Annotated in this window: 25 protein-coding genes; 14 read left to right on the forward strand and 11 right to left on the reverse strand. The window is 67.5% G+C overall.

Annotated features, from left to right (window positions below):
- The first annotated feature begins 118 nt into the window (after positions 1-118).
- The 5 genes from ABZ412_RS29650 to ABZ412_RS29670 all read left to right on the forward strand — a co-directional run bounded on the left by ABZ412_RS29650 (position 119) and on the right by ABZ412_RS29670 (position 5282).
- On the forward strand, positions 119-1270 hold the full coding sequence (locus tag ABZ412_RS29650) for an acyl-CoA dehydrogenase family protein (RefSeq protein ID WP_357286575.1): 1152 nt from the start codon (positions 119-121) through the stop codon (positions 1268-1270).
- Between the two features lie 24 nt (positions 1271-1294).
- The gene (gene fabG / locus ABZ412_RS29655) at positions 1295-2044 is read left to right on the forward strand and encodes a 3-oxoacyl-ACP reductase FabG (protein WP_357286577.1); all 750 of its coding nucleotides are present in this window, start codon (positions 1295-1297) and stop codon (positions 2042-2044) included.
- 96 nt (positions 2045-2140) lie between these two features.
- Entirely contained in the window at positions 2141-3298 is a 1158-nt protein-coding gene (locus ABZ412_RS29660) for an acyl-CoA dehydrogenase family protein (protein WP_357286579.1), read from the forward strand.
- A gap of 35 nt (positions 3299-3333) precedes the next feature.
- Positions 3334-4818 carry a long-chain fatty acid--CoA ligase gene (locus ABZ412_RS29665; protein WP_357286582.1) on the forward strand — a complete coding sequence of 495 codons (1485 nt, stop codon included), beginning with the start codon at positions 3334-3336 and terminating at the stop codon, positions 4816-4818.
- Positions 4819-4829: 11 nt separating this feature from the next.
- Positions 4830-5282 (forward strand): MaoC family dehydratase, encoded by a 453-nt coding sequence (locus ABZ412_RS29670; RefSeq protein WP_357286584.1) that lies wholly within the window; start codon positions 4830-4832, stop codon positions 5280-5282.
- 66 nt (positions 5283-5348) lie between these two features.
- On the opposite strand, the gene ABZ412_RS29675 is transcribed toward ABZ412_RS29670, so the two are convergent.
- On the reverse strand, positions 5349-6125 hold the full coding sequence (locus tag ABZ412_RS29675) for a YdcF family protein (RefSeq protein ID WP_357286587.1): 777 nt from the start codon (positions 6123-6125) through the stop codon (positions 5349-5351).
- Between the two features lie 348 nt (positions 6126-6473).
- Between ABZ412_RS29675 and ABZ412_RS29680 the strand changes: the two genes are divergently transcribed.
- Positions 6474-6941 carry a carboxymuconolactone decarboxylase family protein gene (locus tag ABZ412_RS29680; RefSeq protein ID WP_357286590.1) on the forward strand — a complete coding sequence of 156 codons (468 nt, stop codon included), beginning with the start codon at positions 6474-6476 and terminating at the stop codon, positions 6939-6941.
- 155 nt (positions 6942-7096) lie between these two features.
- On the opposite strand, the gene ABZ412_RS29685 is transcribed toward ABZ412_RS29680, so the two are convergent.
- The 5 genes from ABZ412_RS29685 to ABZ412_RS29705 all read right to left on the reverse strand — a co-directional run bounded on the left by ABZ412_RS29685 (position 7097) and on the right by ABZ412_RS29705 (position 12126).
- Positions 7097-8386 (reverse strand): ATP-binding protein, encoded by a 1290-nt coding sequence (locus ABZ412_RS29685; protein ID WP_357286593.1) that lies wholly within the window; start codon positions 8384-8386, stop codon positions 7097-7099.
- A 346-nt stretch (positions 8387-8732) separates the two neighbouring features.
- Complete coding sequence (locus tag ABZ412_RS29690) at positions 8733-9647, reverse strand: hypothetical protein (RefSeq protein WP_357286596.1); 915 nt, start codon at positions 9645-9647, stop codon at positions 8733-8735.
- Complete coding sequence (locus ABZ412_RS29695; protein WP_357286599.1) at positions 9644-9982, reverse strand: hypothetical protein; 339 nt, start codon at positions 9980-9982, stop codon at positions 9644-9646. Before ABZ412_RS29695 ends, ABZ412_RS29690 begins: the two co-directional genes overlap by 4 nt.
- Positions 9979-11172 carry a hypothetical protein gene (locus ABZ412_RS29700; protein ID WP_357286601.1) on the reverse strand — a complete coding sequence of 398 codons (1194 nt, stop codon included), beginning with the start codon at positions 11170-11172 and terminating at the stop codon, positions 9979-9981. Before ABZ412_RS29700 ends, ABZ412_RS29695 begins: the two co-directional genes overlap by 4 nt.
- Positions 11173-11274: 102 nt before the next feature.
- Complete coding sequence (locus ABZ412_RS29705) at positions 11275-12126, reverse strand: NAD(P)H-binding protein (RefSeq protein WP_357286604.1); 852 nt, start codon at positions 12124-12126, stop codon at positions 11275-11277.
- Positions 12127-12216: 90 nt separating this feature from the next.
- Here ABZ412_RS29705 and ABZ412_RS29710 point away from each other — a divergent pair, with 90 nt between their 5' ends.
- Positions 12217-12660, forward strand: coding sequence for a MarR family transcriptional regulator (locus ABZ412_RS29710; protein ID WP_357286607.1), 444 nt, complete (start codon positions 12217-12219; stop codon positions 12658-12660).
- Positions 12657-12932, forward strand: coding sequence for an Lrp/AsnC ligand binding domain-containing protein (locus ABZ412_RS29715; RefSeq protein ID WP_213560441.1), 276 nt, complete (start codon positions 12657-12659; stop codon positions 12930-12932). The genes ABZ412_RS29710 and ABZ412_RS29715 overlap by 4 nt, the downstream gene beginning before the upstream one ends.
- Before the next feature lie 9 nt (positions 12933-12941).
- Here the strand turns inward: ABZ412_RS29715 and ABZ412_RS29720 are convergent, their stop codons facing one another.
- Positions 12942-13253 (reverse strand): hypothetical protein, encoded by a 312-nt coding sequence (locus tag ABZ412_RS29720; protein ID WP_357286610.1) that lies wholly within the window; start codon positions 13251-13253, stop codon positions 12942-12944.
- A 106-nt stretch (positions 13254-13359) separates the two neighbouring features.
- On the opposite strand from ABZ412_RS29720, the gene ABZ412_RS29725 reads away from it, so the two are divergent.
- On the forward strand, positions 13360-13893 hold the full coding sequence (locus ABZ412_RS29725; protein WP_357286613.1) for a hypothetical protein: 534 nt from the start codon (positions 13360-13362) through the stop codon (positions 13891-13893).
- Positions 13894-13897: 4 nt separating this feature from the next.
- On the opposite strand, the gene trpD is transcribed toward ABZ412_RS29725, so the two are convergent.
- Both trpD and ABZ412_RS29735 read right to left on the reverse strand, forming a co-directional pair.
- Positions 13898-14953 (reverse strand): anthranilate phosphoribosyltransferase, encoded by a 1056-nt coding sequence (gene trpD, locus ABZ412_RS29730; RefSeq protein WP_357286616.1) that lies wholly within the window; start codon positions 14951-14953, stop codon positions 13898-13900.
- 113 nt (positions 14954-15066) lie between these two features.
- A complete protein-coding gene (locus ABZ412_RS29735; RefSeq protein WP_357286618.1) occupies positions 15067-15480 on the reverse strand; it encodes a hypothetical protein in 414 nt (137 codons plus the stop codon).
- A 177-nt stretch (positions 15481-15657) separates the two neighbouring features.
- On the opposite strand from ABZ412_RS29735, the gene ABZ412_RS29740 reads away from it, so the two are divergent.
- The 4 genes from ABZ412_RS29740 (at position 15658) to ABZ412_RS29755 (ending at position 19981) form a co-directional block, all read left to right on the forward strand.
- Positions 15658-16269, forward strand: coding sequence for a heme-copper oxidase subunit III (locus tag ABZ412_RS29740; protein ID WP_357286621.1), 612 nt, complete (start codon positions 15658-15660; stop codon positions 16267-16269).
- A gap of 87 nt (positions 16270-16356) precedes the next feature.
- Positions 16357-17217 (forward strand): cytochrome c, encoded by an 861-nt coding sequence (locus ABZ412_RS29745; protein ID WP_357286623.1) that lies wholly within the window; start codon positions 16357-16359, stop codon positions 17215-17217.
- Entirely contained in the window at positions 17214-18362 is a 1149-nt protein-coding gene (locus ABZ412_RS29750; RefSeq protein WP_357286626.1) for a ubiquinol-cytochrome c reductase iron-sulfur subunit, read from the forward strand. The genes ABZ412_RS29745 and ABZ412_RS29750 overlap by 4 nt, the downstream gene beginning before the upstream one ends.
- The gene (locus tag ABZ412_RS29755) at positions 18359-19981 is read left to right on the forward strand and encodes a cytochrome bc complex cytochrome b subunit (protein ID WP_357286628.1); all 1623 of its coding nucleotides are present in this window, start codon (positions 18359-18361) and stop codon (positions 19979-19981) included. Before ABZ412_RS29750 ends, ABZ412_RS29755 begins: the two co-directional genes overlap by 4 nt.
- Before the next feature lie 57 nt (positions 19982-20038).
- Here the strand turns inward: ABZ412_RS29755 and ABZ412_RS29760 are convergent, their stop codons facing one another.
- Positions 20039-20638, reverse strand: a complete 600-nt coding sequence (locus ABZ412_RS29760; protein WP_357286631.1) for a class I SAM-dependent methyltransferase — start codon at positions 20636-20638, stop codon at positions 20039-20041.
- A gap of 36 nt (positions 20639-20674) precedes the next feature.
- Positions 20675-22402, reverse strand: a complete 1728-nt coding sequence (locus tag ABZ412_RS29765; RefSeq protein WP_357286634.1) for a DEDD exonuclease domain-containing protein — start codon at positions 22400-22402, stop codon at positions 20675-20677.
- Between the two features lie 573 nt (positions 22403-22975).
- Here ABZ412_RS29765 and ABZ412_RS29770 point away from each other — a divergent pair.
- The gene (locus ABZ412_RS29770) at positions 22976-23599 is read left to right on the forward strand and encodes a C40 family peptidase (protein ID WP_357286637.1); all 624 of its coding nucleotides are present in this window, start codon (positions 22976-22978) and stop codon (positions 23597-23599) included.
- Positions 23600-23829: the final 230 nt, after the last annotated feature.

Here is a 23829-nt window from a genome sequence, read left to right on the forward strand (position 1 = left end):
ACACCGGTGGCGCTCCGGTGGCTCTCGAACTTATCACCGGATCCTTGATAAACCGAACGCTGTTAGGATACCGTCGAGTCATAAACCTAACAACGTTTGGTTAGGAGCTATCGCAACCATGGACTTCGAACTCGGCGAGTCGCACCGCGAACTGCGCGAACTGGCCCGCGCCTGGGTCGACAAGGAAGTCGTCCCGTACGCCGCCGCCTGGGACCGGGCCGAATCGGTGGACACCGCCATCGTCGGCAAGCTCGGCGACATGGGCTTCCTCGGCATCGAGATCCCCGAGGAGTACGGCGGCTCCGGCGGCACCGCCCTGGACTACTGCCTGCTGCTCGAAGAACTCGGCCGCGGCGACAGCTCGGTGCGCGGCATCGTGTCGGTGTCACTGGGCCTGGTGTCGAAGTCGATCAAGTCCTACGGGACCGAGGCGCAGAAACGAGAATGGCTGCCGCGGCTGTGCGCCGGGCAAGCGCTCGGGTGCTTCGGCCTCACCGAACCCGGCACCGGCTCGGACGCGGGCAGCCTGATCACCAAAGCCGTTGCCGACGGCGACGATTGGCTGCTGTCCGGCACCAAGATCTTCATCACCAACGGCACCTGGGCCGAGGTCGCCATCATCTTCGCGCGCACCGGCGGACCCGGCCCCAAGGGCGTCACCGCGTTCCTGGTGCCCACCGACGCACCCGGATTCACCCGCACCGAGATCAAGGGCAAGCTCGGGCTGCGCGGCCAGGCCACCGCCGAACTGGTCCTCGACCAGGTCCGGGTGCCCGACGCCAACCGGCTCGGCGACCTCGGCCAAGGCTTCAAGATCGCCATGGCCGCCCTCGACAAGGGCCGCATGGGCGTGGCCGCCGGATGCGTCGGCGTCGCGCGCGGCTGCCTCGAGGAATCGGTGAAATACGCCGGACAGCGTGAGCAGTTCGGCAAGCCGATCGCCGCGTATCAGCTGGTCCAGGAACTGATCTCGGATATCGCCGTCGACGTGGAGGCGGCGCGGCTGCTCACCTGGCGGGTCGCGGACCTGGTGGAGAAGGGCAAGCCCTTCGGCACCGAGGCCTCGGTCGCCAAACTGTTCGCCAGCGAGGCCGCGGTGAAAGCCGCCAACAACGCCATCCAGGTGTTCGGCGGCTACGGCTACATCGACGAGTACCCGGTCGCGAAGTACCTGCGCGACGCGCGTGTCCTCACCCTCTACGAGGGCACCAGCCAGATCCAGAAACTGCTCATCGGCCGCGCCCTCACCGGCGTGAACGCCTTCAACTGACCACTCACACAGGGAGATAACCGGATGTCGAAAGTCGCAGTCGTCACCGGCGCCGCCCGCGGAATCGGCGCGGGCACCGCGGCCCGCCTGGCCGCCGACGGATTCGCCGTCGCCATCGTCGATCTCGACGAGGCCGCCTGCAAGGACGCCGTGGACGCCATCGCCGCCGCGGGCGGGACCGCGATCGCGGTGGGCTGCAACGTCACCGACGAAGCCCAGGTCGCCGCCGCGTTCGAACGCATCGCCGCCGAACTGGGCTCGGTGGACGTGCTGGTCAACAACGCGGGCGTGCTGCGCGACAACCTGCTGTTCAAGATGTCGGTCGACGACTGGGACCTGGTCATGTCCGTGCACCTCAAGGGCGCCTTCCTGTGCACCCGCGAGGCGCAGAAGTACATGGTGAGGCAGAAGTCCGGCAAGATCGTGAACACCTCCAGTGTGTCCGCGCTCGGCGCCCGCGGGCAGGCCAACTACTCGGCCGCCAAGATGGGCATCCAGGGCCTGACCCGCACGCTCGCCATGGAATTGGGGCCGTTCGGCATCAATGTCAACGCCGTCGCGCCCGGGTTCATCGTCACCGAGATGACCGACGCCACCGCCGCCCGCGTCGGTGTCTCGCCGGAGGAGTTCCGTGCCGAGGCCGCCAAGATCACCCCGCTGCGCCGCGTCGGTGAGCCCGCCGACATCGCCAACGTGGTGTCGTTCCTGGTCTCCGACGACGCCTCGTTCGTCACCGGCCAGACCATTTACGTCGACGGCGGACGCCGTCTCTAGGACACCCCAACTCTCGGGAGCTCGGGCCTCCTCCTCCCCGCGGCCGGGCTTCCCCTGAAAACCCCTTTCGCAAGAACGACTTCTGGAGAGCTCAGAATGCAGAGAACAGTTTTCGACAAGGATCACGAAGCCTTCCGCGAGACCGTGCGGGCCTTCCTCGAAGCCGAGGTCGTGCCGGTGTACGACCAGTGGTACGAGCAGGGCATCGCGCCGCGCGAGTTCTACTACAAGCTGGGCGAACTCGGCGTCTTCGGCATCGAGGTGCCCGAGGAGTTCGGCGGCGCGGGCATCGAATCGTTCAAGTTCCAGGCCATTCTCATCGAGGAATGCGCGCGGGCGGCGGTATCGCTCGGCGGGTCCGGGGTGCACGTCGGGCTGTGCCTGCCCTACATCCTGAACCTGGCCACCCAGGAACAGAAGGAGCGCTGGCTGCCCGGCTTCGTGTCCGGCGAGACCATGTTCGCCATCGCCATGACCGAGCCCGGCACCGGCTCGGACCTGGCCGGCATGCGCACCACCGCCAAGCTGTCCGAGGACGGCACGCACTACGTGCTCAACGGTTCCAAGACCTTCATCACCGGCGGCGTGCTCGCCGACCGCGTCATCGTCTGCGCCCGCACCGCCGCGCCCACGGAAGGCGATCGCCGCCACGGCATCTCGCTGTTCGCGGTCGACACCAAGTCGGCGGGCTACACCGTCGGCCGCAAGCTCGACAAGCTCGGCCTCAAGGTCTCCGACACCGCCGAACTCAACTTCACCGACGTCAAGGTGCCGGTCGAGGACCTGCTGGGCGAGAAGCACCAGGGCTTCTCCTACCTGGGCCAGAACCTGCCCCAGGAACGCGCCTCCATCGCCGTCGGCGCGTACGCGCAGGCCAAGGCCGCCATCCGGTTCGCCAAGGAATACACCCAGCAGCGCAACGTGTTCGGCCAGCCGGTCGCCAGCTTCCAGAACACCAAGTTCGAGCTCGCCGCCTGCCAGGCCGAGGTCGACGCCGCCGAGGCCGTGGTCGACCGCGCCCTCGACGCCCTCGACAACGGCACCCTCACCGCCGCCGACGCCGCCTCGGCCAAGCTGTTCTGCACCGAGGTCGCCCACCGCGTCATCGACCGCTGCCTGCAGCTGCACGGCGGCTACGGGTTCATCAACGAATACCCCATCGCCCGCCTCTACGCCGACAACCGCGTGAATCGGATCTACGGCGGCACCAGCGAGGTGATGAAGATGATCATCGCCAAGGACATGGGGCTCTAGGCCCGCACCCCGACCCGATCGAACCCGAGGTCTCCATGAACGCGACTCTCTCCCTGGCCAGCATCCTCGCCGAACCGGCGTGGCGGCGGCCCGACCACCTCGCTCTCATCGAGGGCGAGCAGCGCATCACCTTCCGCGACCTGTGGCGGCAAGCCCGCGAACAAGCCGGGGCGCTCATCGAACTCGGGGTACGGCCGGGGGACCGGGTCGCGCTCATGGGACCCAATACCGCCGACTTCCCGCGCGCGTACTTCGCCATCCTGGCGGCGGGCGCGACCGTGGTGCCGGTGCATCTGCTGCTCACCGCCGACGAGGCCGAGTACGTGCTGCGCGACAGCGGGGCCAAGCTGATGGTGTGTCATCCGATGGTCGAGGCCGTCGGCACGGAGGCCGCGACCCGGGTCGGCATCGATTGCGTGGATCCGAAAGAGCTTTCGGGCGAGGCGATTCCGGCGTTCGTCGCCCGCAGCCCGCTCGACACCGCCGTCGTGTTCTACACCAGCGGCACCACCGGCCGCCCCAAAGGCGCCGAGCTCAGCCACCTCAATATGGTCATGTGCGCGACGGTCAACGCCTTCGACGCCAACGAGGTCAAGCGTGAAGACATCGCGCTGGGCGCGCTGCCGCTGTTCCACGTGTTCGGGCAGACCGTGTCCATGAACTCGCACTGGCGGCTCGGCGCGACCCTGGTCCTGATGCCGAGATTCGATGCGGCACAGGCCATCGAGCTCATGGTGCGGGAGAACGTGAACACTTTCCACGGCGTGCCCACCATGTACCACGGGCTGCTCGCGGCCACGGCGACCGCGACCACGCTGCCCGCGCTGCGGCTGTGCATCAGCGGCGGCGCGGCCATGCCGCCGGTCATCATCGAGGAATTCGAGAAGGTGTTCGGCGCGCACATCCTCGAGGGCTACGGGCTGTCCGAAACCTCGCCCACCGCGACGGTGAACCAGCCGCTGCTCGGCCCCGAGACCGGCACCGTCGGGCACCCGGTGTGGGGCGTCGACGTCGAGATCGCCGACGCCGCCGTCCGCGAACGCATCGACCTGCAACCCGCCGGAACCGTCGGCGAGGTCGTGATCCGCGGCCACAATGTGTTCGGCGGTTACACCGGACGGCCCGACGCCACCGCGGAAGTCATGGTGGACGGCTGGTTCCGCACCGGCGACCTCGGCGTCAAGGACGAGGACGGCTACCTGCGGATCGTGGACCGGATCAAGGAGATGATCATCCGCGGCGGGTTCAACGTGTACCCGACCGAGGTCGAGGCCGCGCTGCTGCGGCACCCGAACATCTCGCAGGTCGCGGTGATCGGCGTGCCGGACGAGAACTACGGCGAGGAGATCCTCGCGGTCGTCGTGCCGTCGGGGCCGCTCACCGCCGAGGACGTCATCGAGTACGCGAAAGAGCATGTGGCCCGGTACAAGTACCCGCGTCGCGTCGAGTTCGTCACCGAGCTGCCGATGGGCCCGACCCACAAGATCCTCAAGCGCGAATTGAAGCAGCGATACCTCTGAAGGGCAGGACCATGATCGACTTCAGCGACTTCGACGCACTGCGGGCCGCCGCCGGAACCGAACTCGGCGTCAGCGACTGGATGACCGTCGACCAGCGCCGCATCGACACCTTCGCCGACGCCACCGACGACCACCAGTGGATCCACGTCGACGCCGCCCGCGCCGCTGCCGGACCCTACGGCCGCACCATCGCCCACGGGTTCCTCACCCTGTCGCTGGTGGTGCCGATGACCGCGCGGATCATGACCGTCAGCGCGGCGACCATGGCGATCAACTACGGGCTCAACAAGGTTCGCTTCATCAACCCGGTGCTGGTGGACAGCCGCATCCGGGGACGGCTCACCCTCGACTCCGTCACCGACATCCCCGGCGGTGTGCAGGCCGTGCGCACCATGACCGTCGAGATCGAGGGCGCGGACAAGCCCGCCTGCGTCGCCGAGAGCATCGCCCGCTACCTCGGCTGAGGGCAGCGCACGCCGAAGGCCCGCCGATCGAATCGATCAGCGGGCCTTCGAGTTTCCGAGACCGGCCTACTTCATGCCCGGCCCGAACGGCTGGGCCGACAGCGGCGCGGAATCCGGGGTCAGGGTGGCCACCACCGAAATTCCGGCAGCCCGGAAATTCGTCAGCGCCCGCGCGATGTGATCCGCGGAGGTGATCAGGATCGCGGCGTGCGCGCCGATGACATCCATCAGATGCGCCGAGAAGGCGGCGTTCTGGACCGTCGAGTTCGCCTTGGTCTCGGCGTGGATGCGATTGCGGTCGATGCCGCGCTCGACCAGCCAGTCGGTCATGGCATCGGCCTCGGTGACGCCGTTCTGCGGATTGCCGCCGGTCACGATGACCGGAGCCTGGGGCGACAGCAGCGCCGAGACGTAGCCGGCGTAGAGACGGGCCATGAGTTCCGGGCGCATCTGGCCGTCGGGGAGCAGGCCGTAGCCGAGCACCACGATCGCGGTGTCCGGGGTGAACAGCGCGGGCAGATCGAGGCCCGGCAGATCCATGCCCGGAATATTGATGGACTTGACCGCGTCGAAGGTCGCCGGCAGGTCCTGGGACAGGCCGAATACCGGATCGATCTGCGGCGGCCGGTCCGCCGAGTCGCCCGGTAGTAGCCGGGTCTCCGAGACGGCCTGTTGCGGCGCCTCCCACTCGGCCGGTGGCTGGGTCCCCGAGTCCGCGAGCGGCGGGCCGGGCGTTTCGGCGGGAGCCGGGTTCACCACCTCGGCGTGGGCCGGGGTCGACACCGCCGCCAGGGCGACAACCGTCGCTCCGGGAAGCAGCGCCTGTAAGGTTTTGGTGCGCAAGGTGTTCGGTGTCTGCCGATGATGTCGGCCGGGCGGGGTGCGCCGCAGCTGCGGAACAACCCACTGCCATTGGCTCGCGGACGAGACGCGGCGGTGTCTGCCTGATTCGAGCATCGCAACCCCCTAGGTAGCCGGGATGTGACTACCGGTCGGTTCACAATCTACCGATTCATGATCGCGTGGGATCGTGCCGCGCGGAGGCGAATTGGTGAAATCCAGATTCACATTTCGCGCCAGACCCCTCTTTCCGGGGGTGACCGGGCTCACATGCGAGGCGATGTCACACCTGTGCGGGCCACGTCGTCAACCTCATGAAGCCAACGAACACCCACCAGAAAAGAGAGAACGATGACCCGCTTCGCCCTGTACGAGAACGAGATCGCCGCCAAGTTCAGCAAGCGCATCGTCACCGCCGCCCGCGTCATCGACGACTCCAGCCTGCCCAAGGCCACCCAGGAACTGGTCAAGATCCGCGCCTCGCAGATCAACAACTGCGGCATGTGCCTGGACATGCACACCAAGGACGCCGCCCACGCCGGCGAGACACCCGTCCGCCTGGCCATGATCGCGGCCTGGCGCGAATCCACCGTCTTCACCGAGCCTGAGCGCGCCGCCCTGGCACTCACCGAGGAGGGCACCCGCCTGGCCGACACATCCTCGGCCATCACCGAGGACACCTGGGCCCAGGTCCGCAAGCACTACGACGACGACCAGATCGGCGCGCTCATCTCCCTGATCGCGACCATCAACGCCTGGAACCGCCTCAACGTCATCTCCGGGCAACTGGGCGGCGAATACACCCCCGGCCAGTGGTGACCGCTCACCCGCCGCGGAAATTCGGTACCGGTTTCCGCGGCGGGCGGCTACTGTCCTTGTCGCCACCGACGCCCTGGCGCGCAGGACGTGGGGTGGTCCAGCCGGTGTGATGGCAGAAGTCGCGGGTTCGAATCCCGCCACTGGCGCAAGGAGTTTCAGGGGGCTCCGTGTCCACTCGACGCGGTCCACAGACTATCGAGCGGGAGCACCAGGCTGCCTTCCTCATGGCGGTAGGCGTGTGGGCCGGTGTAGAGGATGATCGAGGTCGTCAGGCGGTTGCCGAGTTTGGTTCGGAGCGCGCGGATGCCGCGGAGATCTTCGCCGTGGATTCGGGTTCCGGCCTTGAACTCGAACGCGATCACGCAGCCGTCGTCCGCCTCCACCACGAGGTCGACTTCATCACCGGTACCGGTGCGGAAGTGGCCGACCGTGACCGGGGCATCCCACCAGCTGAGTTGTTTGAGAATCTCTCCGACCGCGAAGGTTTCGGTGAGATGGCCGTATTGGGTGAGGACTGCTGGATCTGCCGCGGCGATCTTGCCCGGTGTCAGGCCGAGCAGCCAGGCCGCGACGCCGGAATCGACGACATGCAGCTTCGGCTGGCGGGCAATCCGTGAGCCAAGGGTGGTTCCCCAGGCTGGCAGTCGGTGGACGAGGAAGACGGCTTCGAGCAGCCGGACATAGTTCTCGGCGCTGGACTTCTCCATGCCGATGTTCTGTGCTGCCGTGGAGATGTTGAGCACCTGCGCGGTGCGGGCGGCGAGCTGCTCGAGCAGACGTGGCAGCATCTCTCGTTGGCGAACGCGGCTGAGTTCGATCACATCCCGTTCGAGGACGAGCTCGAGGTAGTTCGCGAACCATCGGTTTCGTGATCGTCCCGGCGGGCGGCGCAGGGCGACCGGCATGCCGCCGGAGGTGATCCGGCGTGCGTACTCGTCCCGGCTGGTATCGGATGTGAAGCCGCTGAAGTCCGGCTGGTCGCCCTCCAGGAGGCTGTGAATCAAACTCTCTCGTGTGCCGGCGATTTCGCCCTGGGACAAGGGTAGGACGTCGAGGATATCGACTCGGCCGGTCAATGACTGGCCGGCCTGTGGGAGCGTTGAATAGCGAGTGGACCCTGCGAGTACGTACCGTCCCGGCCGCAGGTCGCGGTTGAGTTCGGCCTTGATCGCATCGAGTAGTTCCGGGACAAGCTGATACTCGTCGATCAGCACCAAGTCGTCTCCCCCGACGAATCGCCCCGGGTCGTTGCGGACCGCGGCCCGGGTCGCTGGATCATCACAGTCGATGACCTTCCGATTGGTGGCGGCCGCGAGGTGCGCCAACAGGGTGCTCTTGCCGACAGTGCGAGGTCCATTGAGAACGACAACGGGCTCCTCGGCGACCCGAGCCTGAAGCACGTTGCAGAGCCGACGAGGCGCGATTCCTGTGAGCAGGACATCCATGCCGTTACTATGCACTACAAGGCGGCTTTCCGGGGTAATATTTTCCGCATTTACACACTGATTTCTTCCGCGTTTTCACGGAGGATTCCTCCGTATCTGCGGAACATCGTCTCCGCACCTGCACCACTGTGATTCGTGGATACGGCAGGTTTGGATGGCTTCCGGTGTTGTGCCCGCCACCGCAATTGGGCGCAGCAGCTCGTTCGCCTCGGCTGGAATGCGCGGCCATGCAGACGGATTCGATGGAATGCGCTGTCGGAAGCTGACGGGGCTCGAAGTCGTGATACCTCGGCACAGGTCCGCAGGTTTTCCGGGGCCCCGGCACGTCCTGGGCGTCCGGGCACGGCTAGGTCATCAACAGGTCTGCGATGGTGACGGCCTCGGGCAAGGTCCAAGTCGCGGCTTCCGCAGCGAGCAGCTGTTCCCACGACGGTGCTCCGGCTTCCGCGCGGGCCGCGGCATCGGAGCGGACCTTCAGCGCGAGCATGCCGATCCGCATGAGAACAGGAATATTGAGATGTCGAGCGGCAACTGCGGTTTCACCAGCGATTGTCGCCGCCGCGGTCTTCGACAAGCTGACCGCTCCGGCTACCGAGTGCGCGGCGAGAAGCATCTCCGTGTGTTTGGCCCTCGCGGAGGTCGTCAGGCGTGCGGTGCCTGTGGAAAGGTAGGCCCCGAGGTGCGAGTGGGTTCGCACGACTATATCGGTCGCGACCATCCCCAGCCCAGGTGTCAATACTGCGGAGCGAAGGTTCAACCCGTTACCGGCATTGGTGCCTGCGTACGCGTCATTGGCGAACTTCCGCAGGTCGGGATTCGGCATCTCGCAGAGAAGCGTCCACCCGGGCAGCGGAAGGTTCATCGGGGTGACAAAGTCGGCGACCCAGTGCTTCAGCAAGAGAGCGAGCGCGAGACGTGGCTCGGGTGCCTGCACGAACGGTAGACCGGATCGAGTTGCCGTCACGCGCTCGACCATCCGTTGTCCGTCGTTCCACCAGGTTCCTTCGAAGGTTCCGGTGCGGATCTGATCGAGGGCGTTGAAGAACCGGCCGATGTCGTGGCCCGCGGACCGGACGCGATGGGCCGGACCGCCGAATCTTGGACCGGTGTAATCGATCGGAAGTCGGGCGGCCTCCCTCTCCCACCGGCGCAGCAGGTCGCTCTTCTTCAGTAAGGACAGGCCACCGAGAACCGAAGCGTCTACGCAGTTGTCGTAGAGGTTGCCGAACGCGCCGATAAGCCCCGCGATGCCGACCGTCACCAGGTCGCTTCGTTCCCACGAAATCCTTGGGCTGCCCGCCATCCATCGAGCTGTTCCAGCGCGATCGGGTCGAGGATATCGGCCAGTTCGGGCTCTCCCCAACCCTCGACTGCGCGACGATCCTGATGACAGGATGTGAGTTCGGAATAGGTGAGGTCTGTCGGAATGCTCGCGATACGCTCACTCGCTGCCTGGTCGATCGGCTTGTCCGAAAGCGCTGTTGCGGCGATCAGCTCGATGTCGTCCAGGTCGCGTGTGAGTGCGTCCAAGTTGCCAATGTAGTCGTCATCGATCGGCGAGACCCGGTCGCTGGAGTCGTTGCCGGCGGTGCTCACGCCGCGTCCTCGAGGTCGTCTGCGAGGAGGCACACGCCCTGAGCAAGGCCCTCGACGGTCTTCTTCTCGCTCTCGAGGTCTTCGAGTTCGGCGATCAGGGCCTGGAGTTCCTCACTCTCAGGCCCGGCGACACGCTCCTTGAGCCGGTCGGCGACGATGCGGAAGCGAGCGACGCGATCTTCGGCAGCCAGGCGTTGGCCCCTCTCCGCGCTCAGCTCCGCCTGCTTGGCCTCGAGTTGCGCACGGAGATCGTCGATTCGCTCGGCAAGGGCCACGACGGTCTTGCCGAGGTTTGTGACTCGCGCGCGGAGACCGACGATGACGGCCTTCGCTGCCTCTTCGTTTCCGTCGACATCACGAAGGACAAGCTGAGTCACGACGTGGAGTCGGATGGCGTCGGCCGCGATGCGAGCTGCCGTGAACCCGGATGCCTTACCCGCGAGCGTGACTGCCCCGGCCCCTACGGCGCCGCTGACGCCGGTGATGATGGCAGCACCACCGGCCATTCCCAGACCACCGGCGGCAAGAGAGCCGCCACCGATCGCGGCCATGCCCGCGGAAGTAGCGACCGCGCCCGAATAGCCGAGAACAAGCGCTCCGTACGCACCCGCGATTGCGGGTGCGGCGAGACCGCCGGTCAGGACACCGAGTCCGAGACCGGCTCCGGCGAGGAGCGCGTACTTGCTCCAGTTACTCGCCTTCGACAGCTTCTTGATCGCGTCCTTGTATGCGGTTTCCACAGCATGGAGGTCTTCTGGATGAAGTTGATCCATCGACCCATGAGCTGCGACGAGAGCCTCGGCGCGGACAGCCTTCTCCCACCTGCCCTCCACCCATGGCTCGAAGCCATACAAGTCGATCAGCAGAAGCAGAGCTCGTGACCTTCGGGCCACGACCGAGAAGATCTCTGGCCCAGCGGATTCGAGCGCCTCGAGATTCGGAGACTCGCCCTCCACCAGGATCTGGCTGACAACCTCAGCGATAGCGCGGGACCAATCTTTCTCGCTGCGCTGCATGATCGCCGCAACCGCGGCGTCGCGGAAGGCATTGCGGATTTCGCGCTTGGACGGCAGGTGCTTGCCCTTCGATGCGGCGATGTCGCGCTGCATCATCCGGTACTGCCACACCGTGAGGATGAAGTCCTCATCAGGAGACAGCTCGAGCTTCTTCTGCACCTGCACCGCGTCCATGCGCTCGACATTAGCGATCGAGCCTGCCAGGAAGTAGCGGTTCCGAGTACACCGGTCGCGGTTCGCATCCCGCGACCGGTGCAAGAGAATTCGGGGAGTCCGTCAGTCGGTGAAGGCGGTGCGGTGTGCCTCGCACCATGCCGCGAAGGTGTGTGGCGGGCGGCCGAGCAGTTCGGTGACGGTGTCGGTCCGGGCGTCGGCGCGATTGGCTCGCAGCAGTGCGAAGCCTTCGATGATGGCGGCGGCCAGGGCGGGGGGAGCGCCTTGGGGGTATCGGGCGGCAACCGCCTCCTCGGGTGTCGTCGTGTCGCGAATCTTGATGTCCCGGTTCAGGATTCGGGCGAGAATCGCGACCTGTTCGGCGACGGTCAGGGGGTCTGGGCCGGTGAGATGGTAGGCCTGCCCGGTGTGGCCGGGCTCGGTCAGGCAGCGGGCCGCGACCTCGGCGATGTCGGCCGGGTCGATGGGGGCGAAACGGCCGGGGCCCGAGGGGTCCAGGATCGGGTCGCCGGAGCGGAGATGGGGGATCCACTCCAGGGCATTGGACATGTAGCCGCCGGGGCGCAGGATCGTGGCGGGAATTCCGGTGTCGCGCACCAGGTTCTCGCGATCGCGGTGCCAGGTGCCCATGGCGGGCAGGGGGTCGATCAGGACGTGGGCCGAGGAGACGAGGACGATTCGCCGCACTTCCGCTCGTTCGGCGGCGCGCAGCAGGGTGCGGGTGTGGTCGAGGCCGATGCCGGGGACCAGTAGGAATAGAGCGGTGACTCCGGACATGGCACGGTCCACGCTCGCGGGGTCGTCGAGATCGCCGAGTGCGTCCTCGGCGCGGGCGGGCAGGGTCGCCGCGCGCGCCGGATCGCGCACCAGGGCGCGGAAATCGGTGTCGCGGGAATCGAGAATCCGGGTGAGTTCGCGGCCGATGTTCCCGGTCGCTCCGGTCAGCAGTAGCATGAGATCTCCAGATCGTTAGCCGTCTAGTGAAAAACACTAGACGGCTAACGATTGAGCGTCAATGCCCGACCACACCCGTATGGAGGCTCCGTGACCGAGTTCCTCGATCTGCACGGCCGCACCTCGAAAGTCCTGCGCGCCCTGGCTGATCGCGATATGCGCCGCCTCGGCCTGCACCTGGGGCAGAACCACGTCCTGGCCGCGCTGTGGGAACGGGACGGGCGCACCCCGGGGGAGCTGGCGACCGCGCTGAACGTCACCACGCCGACCGTGGTCAAGATGGCCACCCGCATGGCCGCCGCCGGACTGCTCACCCGCCGCCGCGACGACAAGGACAACCGCCTGGTCCGGCTCTGGCTCACCGATCACGGCCGCGAACTGCGCGAACCCGTCGAAGCCGACCGGAAGGCGCTGTCGGACAAGGTCACCGCCGACCTCACCGCCGACGAACGCGAACACCTGATGTCCGCGCTCGCCAAGATCCACCACGCCGCCGCCGACCTGCTCGGCGAACCACTAGAGTTGGGCACATGATTACCGCGATCGTGTTGATCTCCGCCGAACCGGATCGGATTCCGGAGACCGCGCAGGAACTGGCCGACATCAAGGGGGTGACCGAGGTCTATTCGTGCGCGGGGGATGTGGACCTGATCGCCAAGGTCCGGGTCCGCGACCACGAGGAGATCGCCGACGTCGTCACCGGGCACATCAACAAGACGCCCGGCGTGCTGCGCACCGCCACCCACATCGCGTTCAAGTCCTACTCGCGCGCGGACGTGGAAGCCGGATTCTCGATCGGCGAATAGCCGCCCGGATCAGCGGGTCAGCACCGAGGCGCCCAGCGCCCGGCCGCTCCGACCCGGTTCGATCACGTGCGTCACCCCACCCTTGCACCCGGGAAGCAGGTACACGCTGACCGGCAAGCTGGTCGAATTGGCGACCTCGAGCCGATGCGGCCAGCGGCGGACGGTCACACAATCGGACGGAACGCCGTAGCCGCGGCCGTCCACCGAGAGGCCTCCGGCATCAGTGGCCTCGGCCCGGGCCGAGGGATGAGCGGCGCTCACCGAGACTCCGAGGCCCAGAAGCACGACCACCAGGCCGGGTAGCACCACCGCGTATCGCATAGCGGAACTGTAACGCCGCCGTGGACGGCCGAACGACCACGCGGCGCCGAGGGACCCGAACTCCCAGGACACTCTGAGCAATCCGCCCAGGGAAAGGCAGGAACCCATGTTCGTGAAAGTCTGCGGACTGACCACCGAAGAACAGATCGACTGGGCCGTCGACCTCGGCTACACCGCCATCGGCGTGGTCGGCACCACCAAGAGCAAGCGGTACGTCGAACCCGCGAGAGCCCGCGAACTCGCCGCCTACGCGCGCGGCCGGATCGAATCGTTCGTAGTCGCCTTCGACCGGAGCGAAGTCGACGAGGTGATCGACGACTTCGACGTCATCCAGCTCTACCACTGGACCGACCTGCCGAACCTGGCCTACTGCTCGGCCGAGCGGCCCGAACCCGGCCAGAGCTGCCGGTACTTCTTCTACGACGCCAGCCATGGCTCCGGCGTCTTCGCCGAATTCCCCGACTGGCTCGAGAAAGCGCCCGGTCAGGTGGTGCTGGCGGGCGGGCTGACCCCCGACAATGTCGCCGAGGTCATCGCCACCCACCGGCCCTTCGGCGTCGACGTGTCCAGCTCCCTCGAAACCGCGCCCGGCATCAAGAGTTTCGATGCCATGCGCCGGTTCATCGAGGCCACGACCTAGGCGGCTAGTCCGCGCCGAGCTCGTTGGAGACGGTCACCCAGCGCTCCAGCAGCGCGGTGGCCGCACCCGAATCCACCGTCTCCGCCACCCGCTTCAGGGCCTCGGCCAGCTTGCCGTGCAGATCGGCGTGCACGTCGTCGGCGGTCAGGTCGAACGCGACCAGCGCGGCCGCCGAGTTCACCAGCACCGCGTCACGCACCGGACCCGGCTCCCCGGCGAACATCGCCCGCGCGATCGCCGCGTTCGTCACCGCGTCGCCGCCCTTCAGCGCCGACGGATCCACCCGCTCGATGCCGAGAGTCGTTGGGTCGATGGTGGTTTCGTGCAGCTTGCCGCCCGCCACCACCCAGACGTCGGAGGTGTCGGCAGTGGTGATCTCGTCCAGGCCGTCATTGCCGCGCACCACCAGGGCCGAGGCCCCGCGCTCGGCGAACACGCCCGCGATCACCGGCACCAGCTCCCGGAACGCGCAGCCGATCAGACCCGCGCCCGGCTGCGCCGGATTGGTCAGCGGGCCCAGGATATTGAAGACCGTCGGAATCCCGATCTCACCGCGCGCCTGCGAGGCGAACCGCAGCGACGGATGGAACACCGGCGCGAAACAGAACCCGATCCCGGTCCGCCGCACACACTGCTCGACCGACTCCGGGCCCAGGGCGATCTTCACGCCCAGCGCCTCCAGCACGTCCGCGCCGCCGCTCTTGGAGGAGGCCGCGCGGTTGCCGTGCTTGATCACCGGAACCCCGGAGGCCGCGACCACGATCGAGGACATGGTCGAGATGTTCACACTGCCCGAACGGTCGCCGCCGGTGCCGACGATGTCCACCGCCGCGCCGTCGTGGCGCACCCGGCGCGCGTGCGCGAGCATGCCCCCGGCCAAGCCGTTCAACTCCGACGGGGTCGGGCCCTTCATCTTCAGGGCCACACCGAAGGCCGCGATCTGCGCCGAGGTGGCGTTATCGGTGAAGATCTCGTTCATCGCCCACGCGGCCTCGTCCGAGGACAGGTCGTTGCCGTCGGTGAGGATGCCGAGAACTTCTCGCCAGCTGCGCGCGCTCATTGCCTTCTCTTCCCGTTGCCGGATGCCCGGACACCAGTGTGGTTCGGAGGCAAGCCTAGTGCCGAGAACCCGACTCCCGGGACTCTCAGGGTGCTTCGCCTCCGAACCCCCGACTATCGGGGCCGCTCGGCGGGTTGCAGGGCGTCCCAGCCCAGAGCGTCGCCGTCATGACGCTGGGCCAGGCCCGCCATGCGGGAACGCTCCTGGGAGCAGTGCACGGCGTCGAGGAGCTGCACTCGCTGCAGGACCAGCTTCGCGGGGTCCGCGGCGGAGACCGAGGCGGTTTCATAGCCGCCCTGCGCGGCAATGACTTGCACCGCATTCACCTGGGCCGCGGGCAGGCGCAAATGGTGCCTGAGCACCACCGGCTGGTCCGCCGTCCAGTCCATGGCCTTGCCCAGGGCCGCCGAACAGGCCTCCGCGTCATCGAAACTCGATGCCACCACCACCAGATCCGGGCGCGCCGGATCCAGTTGTGTTGCGCCGCCGCGCCCTCGCCACCGCCGCCACCACGACTTCACGTCCACTCCCTCTCGCGGGCCCCGAAACGGGCCTCAGCTTCCTCTTACCTGCGCAATCTAGGCTCTGCGGGGACACGCCGGGAACCCCGCGAGAGCCACGCTCGCCCTGGGCTTTCCGACACGGACGACAAAGTTTCGTACCCGCCTACACCTGTCGTACTACGACGAGTCATACTTACCGGCGTGACGACCGCAGTAGGGACCCCAGGATCGGCCATTACCCAGCGTGTGCATTCGCTGAACCGGCCCAACATGGTCAGCGTCGGTACCATCATCTGGCTGTCGAGCGAGCTGATGTTCTTCGCCGGCCTGTTCGCCATGTACTTCGTTGCTCGTGCCCAGGCACACGGCGTCTGGCCGCCGGAGCCGACCGAGCTGAATCTGAAGCTGGCCGTGCCGGTGACCACGGTGCTGGTGCTGTCCTCCTTCACCTGCCAGATGGGCGTTTTCGCCGCGGAGAAGGGCGACGTGTTCGGCCTGCGCCGCTGGTACCTGCTCACCTTCATCATGGGCGCGTTCTTCGTGGCCGGCCAGGGCTACGAGTACACCAACCTCGTCCACGAGGGCACCACGATCTCCAGCTCGGTGTACGGCTCGGTGTTCTACATCACCACCGGCTTCCACGGTCTGCACGTCATCGGCGGTCTCATCGCGTTCATCTTCCTGCTGGTGCGCACCAAGCTCAGCAAGTTCACCCCGGCGCAGGCCACCGCGGCGATCGTCGTGTCGTACTACTGGCACTTCGTCGACATCGTCTGGATCGGCCTCTTCGCGACGATCTACTTCGTCCGCTAACACCGGACACCCGCCGGAGCAGTCAGCCCCCGCCCCGGCAACCACAAACTTGTACAAGTCGGTTCCGTCTACTCCAAAGGGACACAGATGAGTTCATCTCCCCCGTCAGCGCCAGATCCCGAGGGGATCGGCCAGGCCACCAAGACCCGCAAGCAGCGCCGCATTCGCCGGAAGCTGGCCGGCGGTCTGGTCCTCCTGATGGGCCTCGTCGGAGCCGGCTTCGCGGCATCGGCCCTGACCCCGCAGGCTCAGGTGGCGACCGCGCACGAGGATCAGTCCGCGCTGATCCGCGAGGGCAAGCAGATCTACGACACCTCCTGCGTCACCTGCCACGGTGTCAACCTGCAGGGCGTCCAGGATCGCGGCCCGAGCCTGATCGGCGTCGGTGAGGCCGCGGTCTACTTCCAGGTCTCCTCCGGCCGCATGCCCGCCGCCCGCAACGAGGCGCAGATCGTGCGCAAGCCGGCGAAGTTCGACGCGCACCAGACCGACGCGATCAGCGCCTACGTCCAGGCCAACGGTGGCGGCCCCACCGTCGTGCGCGACGCCAACGGCGAGATCGCCCAGGAATCCCTCATCGAGGGCCGCGACCTCGGCCGCGGTGGCGAGCTGTTCCGCATGAACTGCGCGTCCTGCCACAACTTCACCGGCAAGGGTGGCGCGCTGTCCTCCGGCAAGTTCGCGCCGCCGCTGGAAGAAGCCAGTGAGCAGCAGATCTACCTGGCCATGCTGACCGGCCCGCAGAACATGCCCAAGTTCTCCGACCGGCAGCTGACGCCGGATGAGAAGAAGGACATCGTCGCCTACATCAAGGACCGCATGGAGACCCCGTCCGAGGGCGGCTACGGCCTCGGCGGCTTCGGTCCCGCGACCGAGGGCCTGGCCATCTGGGTCGTCGGCATCGTGGTCCTGGTCGGCTCCGCGATGTGGATCGGTTCCCGGTCATGAGCGAACAGGAGCGAAACACCATGGGGGACAACCCCACCGAACCCACCGATGAGCAGCTCGACGCCATGTCGCGTGACGAGCTGGTCAAGCTCGGCACCGAGCTCGACGGCGTCGACGTCGCCTACCGCGCCCCCCGCTGGCCGGTCGAGGGCACGCGCGCCGAGAAGCGCGCCGAGCGCCGCGTCGCCCTGTGGTTCGGCATCTCCGCGCTCGCGGGTGCCGCGCTGATCGGTGTCTTCCTGTTCTGGCCCTGGGAGTACAAGGGCCGCAACCAGGACGGCAACGCGATGTACACGCTGACCACTCCGCTGTACGGCCTGACCCTCGGCATCGCCGTGCTGGCCATCGGCATCGCGGTCGTGCTCATCCGCAAGCACTTCATCCCCGCCGAGATCTCCATCCAGGACCGCCACGACGGCCCGTCCTCGGAGGTCAACCGGCGCACCCTGGTCGCGCAGCTGCAGGACGCCGCCGACACCTCGACCCTGGGCCGCCGCAAGCTCATCACCCGCACCGCGGGTCTGGGCGCGGGCCTGGTCGGCGTCGGCGCGCTGTTCGTCTTCGTCGGCGGCATGATCAAGAACCCGTGGGCCAAGCGCGACAAGTCGCCGCTGTGGGTCTCGGGCTGGACCCCGGACTACCCGGGCGAGACCGTCTACCTGCGTCGCGACACCGGCCGTCCCGAGGACATCGTCCTCGTCAAGCCGGAGGACCTCGACGGCGGCGCCATGGAAACCGTCTTCCCCTGGAAGGAATCCTGGCGCGGTGACGAGCACGCGACCCTGCAGTCGCTGCGCGGCATCCGCAACGCGGTCATGCTGATCCGTCTGCGCCCGCACGACGCCCAGACCGCGATCAAGCGCAAGGGCCAGGAGAGCTTCAACTACGGCGACTACTTCGCCTACTCGAAGATCTGCACCCACCTCGGCTGCCCCACCTCGCTGTTCGAGCAGCAGACCAACCGGATCCTGTGCCCCTGCCACCAGTCGCAGTTCTCGGCGACCGAATGGGGTAAGCCGGTCTTCGGTCCTGCCGCCCGCGCGCTGCCGCAGCTGCCGATCACCGTCAATGCCGATGGCTACCTGGTCGCCGCCGGCGACTTCATCGAGCCGCTCGGCCCGGCCTACTGGGAGCGTCGTTCATGAGCCCTAGCAAAGCGGCCGTCCAGGCCAACGAAATGGACGAGCGCTACCACCTGGCGGCGTTCGCCAAGCGATCGATCAACAAGGTCTTCCCGACCCACTGGTCGTTCCTGCTCGGTGAGATCGCGCTGTACGCGTTCATCATCCTGCTGCTGTCGGGTATCTACCTGACGCTGTACTTCGACCCGTCCATGTCGGAGACCGTGTACCAGGGCGCCTACCAGCCCCTGCGCGGTGTCACCATGTCGCGGGCCTACGAGACCGCGCTGAACATCTCCTTCGAGGTGCGCGGCGGTCTGTTCGTGCGCCAGGTGCACCACTGGGCGGCGCTGCTGTTCGCGGCGTCGATCATCATCCACCTGTTCCGCATCTTCTTCACCGGCGCGTTCCGCAAGCCGCGTGAGGCCAACTGGGTGATCGGCTCGCTGCTGCTCATCCTGGCCATGTTCGAGGGCTTCTTCGGCTACTCGATCCCCGACGACCTGCTGTCGGGCACCGGTCTGCGCGCCGCCTTCGGTGGTATCACCATGGGTGTGCCGGTGATCGGCACCTGGATGCACTGGCTGATCTTCGGCGGTGACTTCCCGGGCACCATCATCATCCCGCGTCTGTACATCGCGCACGTGCTGCTGCTGCCGGGCATCATCCTGGCGCTCATCGCCGCGCACGTCGCGCTGGTCTGGTACCAGAAGCACACCCAGTTCCCCGGACCGGGCCGCACCGAGAAGAACGTCGTCGGCGCCCGCATCATCCCGGTGTTCGCCGCCGACCAGGGCGCGTTCTTCGCCTTCACCCTGGGCGTCGTCGCCATCATGGGTGGCGTCTTCCAGATCAACCCGATCTGGAACCTGGGTCCCTACAACCCGTCTCAGGTCTCCGCGGGTTCGCAGCCGGACTTCTACATGATGTGGACCGACGGCATGGCGCGTCTCATGCCGCCGTGGGAGCTGTACCTGGGTCGCTACACGATCCCGGCGCCGTTCTGGGTCGCCCTCATCATGGGCCTGGTGTTCACCGTGCTGATCGCCTACCCGTGGATCGAGAAGCGCCTCACCGGCGACACCGCCCGCCACAACCTGCTGCAGCGTCCGCGCGACGTGCCGGTCCGCACCGCCATCGGCGCCATGGCCATCACGTTCTACATGGTGCTGACCCTGGCGTGTGTCAACGACATCCTGTCGCTGAAGTTCGACATCTCGCTGAACGCCACCACCTGGTTCTTCCGCATCGCGCTGCTGCTGGCCCCGCCGCTGGCGTACTTCCTGGCCTACCGCTTCTGCATCGGCCTGCAGCGGTCCGACCGCGCGGTGCTCGAGCACGGCATCGAGACCGGTGTCATCAAGCGACTGCCGCACGGTGAGTACATCGAGGTCCACCAGCCCCTCGGCCCGGTCGACTCGCACGGCCACCCGATCCCGCTGGAGTACCAGGGCGCCCCGGTGCCCAAGAAGATGGTCAAGCTCGGTTCCGCCGGCAAGCCCGGCACCGGCTCGTTCATGCGCCCCGACCCCGTGTCGGAGCAGGCGGAGAACGTCGCCATCGCCCACGAGGAAGAGCACAAGATGCTCTCCGTGCTGGAAGCGGCCCAGAACGCCGCCTCCGGCAAGCAGACCGATCACTGATCGGATCGTCACCAGGGAAGGCCCCGAGTCGAATTCGACTCGGGGCCTTCCCCGTTCCTAGGGCTTGGTCCAGATCAGGGAGAAGCGCCACAGGAGGTGGCGGCGGTAGCGGACGCCGGGGAGGAGTTCGGCCGCGGTGCGGCGGGTTTCGGGGTAGGTCTGGGGTGGGGGCCAGACGACGGGGGAGGGGTGGGCCCACTGGGCTCGGAAGAGACGGTCCTTGATGCTGGTGAGGAGAGCTGCCGCCTCCCAGGGGAGATCGGCGGGGAAAGTGCTGCGGGCCATGCCGATGACGGCCAGGGTGCCGCCGGGGCGGAGCAGGGTCCGCATGCGGGTGAGGGCCTCGACGGTGTCCATGTGGTGCAGTGCGGCGACGGAGACGATGCCGTCGAAGGACTCCGGCGGGAAGGGGCGGGTGAGGAAGTCGGCTTCGAGGTAGGTGATGTCGTCGTCCGGGGACTGCTCCCGGGCCAGCGCGATGCTCGCGGGATCGGGGTCGATGCCGGTGACCGTCGCGCCCGCGCGGCGGATTCGCCTGGCCAACATGCCTTCCCCGCAACCGACGTCCAGGACGTTCTCGGCGCCGGAGACCGCGTCGGCCAGCAGCGGGTGGTACTCGATGTTGTGGTTCCAGCGCTCGGCGTCGGGCAGGTACATCACGCCATTCTGGCAGCGATGGGGTGCGGCGGCTCGTCAGTCCGCTGGGTCGAGAGTCGAGCGCGCGGCCTCGGCGCGGTCGGTCCAGGCGAGCCAGGGGCCCGCGCCGAGGCGGGGTTCGCCGTAGCCGTCGGTGGTGCGGACGATGCGGGTGCCGGGCTGTTCGAGCCAGCGGACCAGCAGGCCCGCCTCCTCGGGGAGGGCGCCGCGCAGTGGAGGGAAGGCGGGGGAATCGCCGGAGTCCGGGAGCGGTTGGGGGAGGACGGTTTCGGCGGCGGCCGCGAGGTGGTCGACGACGGCCATGGGGGAGATGCCGCGGACCGCGGTGCCCGCGGCGGCCAGGCGGGCGTGGCGGATGATCGCGAACTGCCAGCCACCGGCGCCGTCGGGGTGGGCGGCAATCAGTTCGGGAATGGCGGCCAGGGCGGTGAGGCGCTGGGTGCGGCGCAGGGCGCGGACCACCGCGACCGTGCGGTCCCGGAGGCGGGCTGCTGCCTCGAAATGTTCTGCGGTGGACAGGGTTTCGAGTCTCGCGGCGATGGTGTGCAGCAGGGTGTCGTCCACCCCGGTGAACAGGGCGCGGATGGCGGCGGGCGCCGGTTCGTACTCCTCTATATAGAGGGGGCTGTTCTCGGCGGCTGCGGGGCAACCGCCGACGACGGCGGGCTGGCAATCGTGGCGGCCCGTCCGCGGGATGCGGGTGGTGCACGTGCGCAGGCCCGACTGCTCGGCGAGGGTGGCCGCGATCTCCTGGGCGTCGGTGCGGGAGGTGAACGGGCCCAGCGCATCCCGGGTCGGAGTGCGCGAGACGGCGAAGCGGGGGAAGGGCTCGTCGGTGAGGGTCAGCCACCACGCGCGCTGCGGGAACTTCGAGCGCCGGTTGTAGGGCGGGGTGTGGGCGATCAGCAGCCGCAGCTCGCGCACGCCCGCCTCCAGGCCGTGCGCGCATTCGACATGATCGACGCGGGTGGCGAGCTGCACCATCTCGCGCATGCGCGGGCGGGTGTCGGAGCCGGTGAAGTAGTTGCGGACGCGGCGGCGCAGATTCACCGCCGTCCCTATATAGAGGACTTCGTCGGAGGGGCCGCGGAACAGGTACACGCCCGGGGTCGCCGGAAGGTCCGCGGCCATCACGCGTTTCGCGCGCTGGCGGCGGGTCAGCTCGGGGAGATAGTCGAGCAGCTCGGTGAGACTGTGCACGCCCTGATTGCCGACCCGGGCGATGAGCGCGTGCAGCACGTCGACCGTCGCCTTGGCGTCGTCGAGGGCGCGGTGCGTCGGCCGGGTCTCCGCGCCGAGCAGTTGCGCCAGGTACCAGAGTTTGGCCGAGGGCGCCTCGTCCTTGGGCAGCACGCGGCGGGCCAGCTGGACGGTGCACACGTGTTGGAAGGCGGGCCAGGGCACTGCGCACTTCGCGGCGGCGGCCTTCAGGAAGCCCAGATCGAAGCGGGCGTTGTGGGCGACCAGCACCGCGCCCCGCGCGAACTCCAGGAATCCGGGCAGCACCTGCTCGATCCGGGGTGCATCGATCACCATGGCGGTGGTGATGCCGGTGATCTGCACGATCTGCGGCGGGATGGCGCAGCCGGGATTGACCAGGGTCGCGAACTCGCCGAGCACCTCACCGCCGCGCACCTTGACCGCGCCGATCTCGGTGATCGAGTCGCCCTCGGGGCTGGTTCCGGTGGTCTCCAGGTCTACGACCACGAACGTTGTGTCATAGAGCGGGGTTTCGAGCTCATCGAAGGCCAGCTGTCCGGACACGAGGGGCAAGCCTAGGCGCAGGGTCCGACAACTCCGCCCGAAGTTGATCTTTCGAGGCGACCTGGGGAAATGATCGAATATGTGACGGCGATTCTCGAGATGAAATCCCCGAATTGAGCGAATATGCAGCTTTGTGGCCAGGGTCACAGTTATTCGCAAAATGGATCAATTTTGTTGGGGAGGGCGGTTGGTTCGGATTCGCGCGGGGCGGGTGCTGGCCCGGTGCCCCGCGCCCGGGCGCGCCGGATGTCGGTCCGGGAATCCCCCAGGTCGCGGGCCATGGCTCTGACCTGGGTTTATGCGGAATTTGCCAAGGTCGGAGGGGCCTTGGGTGGGTGCTTTCTACCGACGGGTAGCTCTCAGGACGCTCTCAGAAAAACGGCCGCTGTTATCGTTTCGTGATTGTTGTGACGTTTGTCGCACCGAAATGCGAGTGCGCAACAATTTTGAGTCACGCGCCGGCGGCCTTGGCTTTACAAAGCACCGTTATGTCCTCGTAATCTTCCTGAGACCTCGCGGAGTCCGACGCACCACCGGGTGCGGCGTCGCGGGGCAGATTGGAAGTACCTCACCATGGCGACCACCACCGTCAAGCGACAGGTCCGGGGCATGCAGCGCACTGCGCGTCGCGCCGCCGCGGCCGGTGCCGTCGGCGCTGCCACGCTGAGCGCGCTGCTGCTGCCCGCCACGCCCGCGTCGGCCCAGCCGGTCAACACCCCCGTCGGAACCATCGACGTGCCCGACGCCATCCAGCTTCCCGCCGGGATCCCGGGCCTGCCCGAGTCCCTGCCGATCACCATCCCGGCCCTGCCCGGCATCGGGGTTCCGGGTGTCCCGGGTCCGGGTCCGCAGCGCAGCTTCCGTCAGGCCGCGGTCGACGCCGCCATGAGCCGCATCGGCGACCCCTACGTGTACGGCGCCGCCGGCCCGAACGCCTTCGACTGCTCGGGTCTGGTCCAGTGGTCCTACGCCCAGGCCGGTGTCAGCCTGCCGCGCACCAGCTACGAGCAGGCCGGCGCGGGCAGCCCGGTCTCCTACGACGCCCTCGAGCCGGGCGACGTGGTGTCGTTCTACGGCGGCGGCCACTCCGGCATCTACATCGGCGACGGCAATGTCGTGCACGCGTCGACCTCCGGTCAGCCCGTCAAGGTCGCCCCGATCTCGTCGATGCCGTTCTCGGGCGCCACGCGTATCTGATCCCTTGCTCTACCGGGGGATTCGTCTCCCAGCCGACCGTGGGCGGACGACCCGCGGGAGAAGCGGCGACCGTAATGCTTCCGTGGCCTGCTGGACACAAGCGGTCGCCGTTTCGTAATCTTACCGAGACCTTCTGACCGGCTCGGGGTAAGAGAACGGGACGACACCAGCGGTGGCAGCGCAGCAGCGACATCAGCGGACACACAGTGAGCGGACCAGGCGACTGGTAG

The sequence above is a fragment of the Nocardia sp. NPDC005746 genome, from assembly GCF_040630785.1.
Classification (GTDB): Bacteria; Actinomycetota; Actinomycetes; order Mycobacteriales; family Mycobacteriaceae; genus Nocardia.

Coding starts and splice junctions, on each gene's coding strand:
- ABZ412_RS29650 (WP_357286575.1), top strand. CDS start 119: ATGGACTTCGAACTCGGCGAGTCGCACCGCGAACTGCGCGAACTGGCC.
- fabG (WP_357286577.1), top strand. CDS start 1,295: ATGTCGAAAGTCGCAGTCGTCACCGGCGCCGCCCGCGGAATCGGCGCG.
- ABZ412_RS29660 (WP_357286579.1), top strand. CDS start 2,141: ATGCAGAGAACAGTTTTCGACAAGGATCACGAAGCCTTCCGCGAGACC.
- ABZ412_RS29665 (WP_357286582.1), top strand. CDS start 3,334: ATGAACGCGACTCTCTCCCTGGCCAGCATCCTCGCCGAACCGGCGTGG.
- ABZ412_RS29670 (WP_357286584.1), top strand. CDS start 4,830: ATGATCGACTTCAGCGACTTCGACGCACTGCGGGCCGCCGCCGGAACC.
- ABZ412_RS29680 (WP_357286590.1), top strand. CDS start 6,474: ATGACCCGCTTCGCCCTGTACGAGAACGAGATCGCCGCCAAGTTCAGC.
- ABZ412_RS29685 (WP_357286593.1), bottom strand. CDS start 8,386: ATGGATGTCCTGCTCACAGGAATCGCGCCTCGTCGGCTCTGCAACGTG.
- ABZ412_RS29700 (WP_357286601.1), bottom strand. CDS start 11,172: ATGGACGCGGTGCAGGTGCAGAAGAAGCTCGAGCTGTCTCCTGATGAG.
- ABZ412_RS29705 (WP_357286604.1), bottom strand. CDS start 12,126: ATGCTACTGCTGACCGGAGCGACCGGGAACATCGGCCGCGAACTCACC.
- ABZ412_RS29715 (WP_213560441.1), top strand. CDS start 12,657: ATGATTACCGCGATCGTGTTGATCTCCGCCGAACCGGATCGGATTCCG.
- ABZ412_RS29720 (WP_357286610.1), bottom strand. CDS start 13,253: ATGCGATACGCGGTGGTGCTACCCGGCCTGGTGGTCGTGCTTCTGGGC.
- ABZ412_RS29725 (WP_357286613.1), top strand. CDS start 13,360: ATGTTCGTGAAAGTCTGCGGACTGACCACCGAAGAACAGATCGACTGG.
- trpD (WP_357286616.1), bottom strand. CDS start 14,953: ATGAGCGCGCGCAGCTGGCGAGAAGTTCTCGGCATCCTCACCGACGGC.
- ABZ412_RS29745 (WP_357286623.1), top strand. CDS start 16,357: ATGAGTTCATCTCCCCCGTCAGCGCCAGATCCCGAGGGGATCGGCCAG.
- ABZ412_RS29750 (WP_357286626.1), top strand. CDS start 17,214: ATGAGCGAACAGGAGCGAAACACCATGGGGGACAACCCCACCGAACCC.
- ABZ412_RS29755 (WP_357286628.1), top strand. CDS start 18,359: ATGAGCCCTAGCAAAGCGGCCGTCCAGGCCAACGAAATGGACGAGCGC.
- ABZ412_RS29760 (WP_357286631.1), bottom strand. CDS start 20,638: ATGTACCTGCCCGACGCCGAGCGCTGGAACCACAACATCGAGTACCAC.
- ABZ412_RS29770 (WP_357286637.1), top strand. CDS start 22,976: ATGGCGACCACCACCGTCAAGCGACAGGTCCGGGGCATGCAGCGCACT.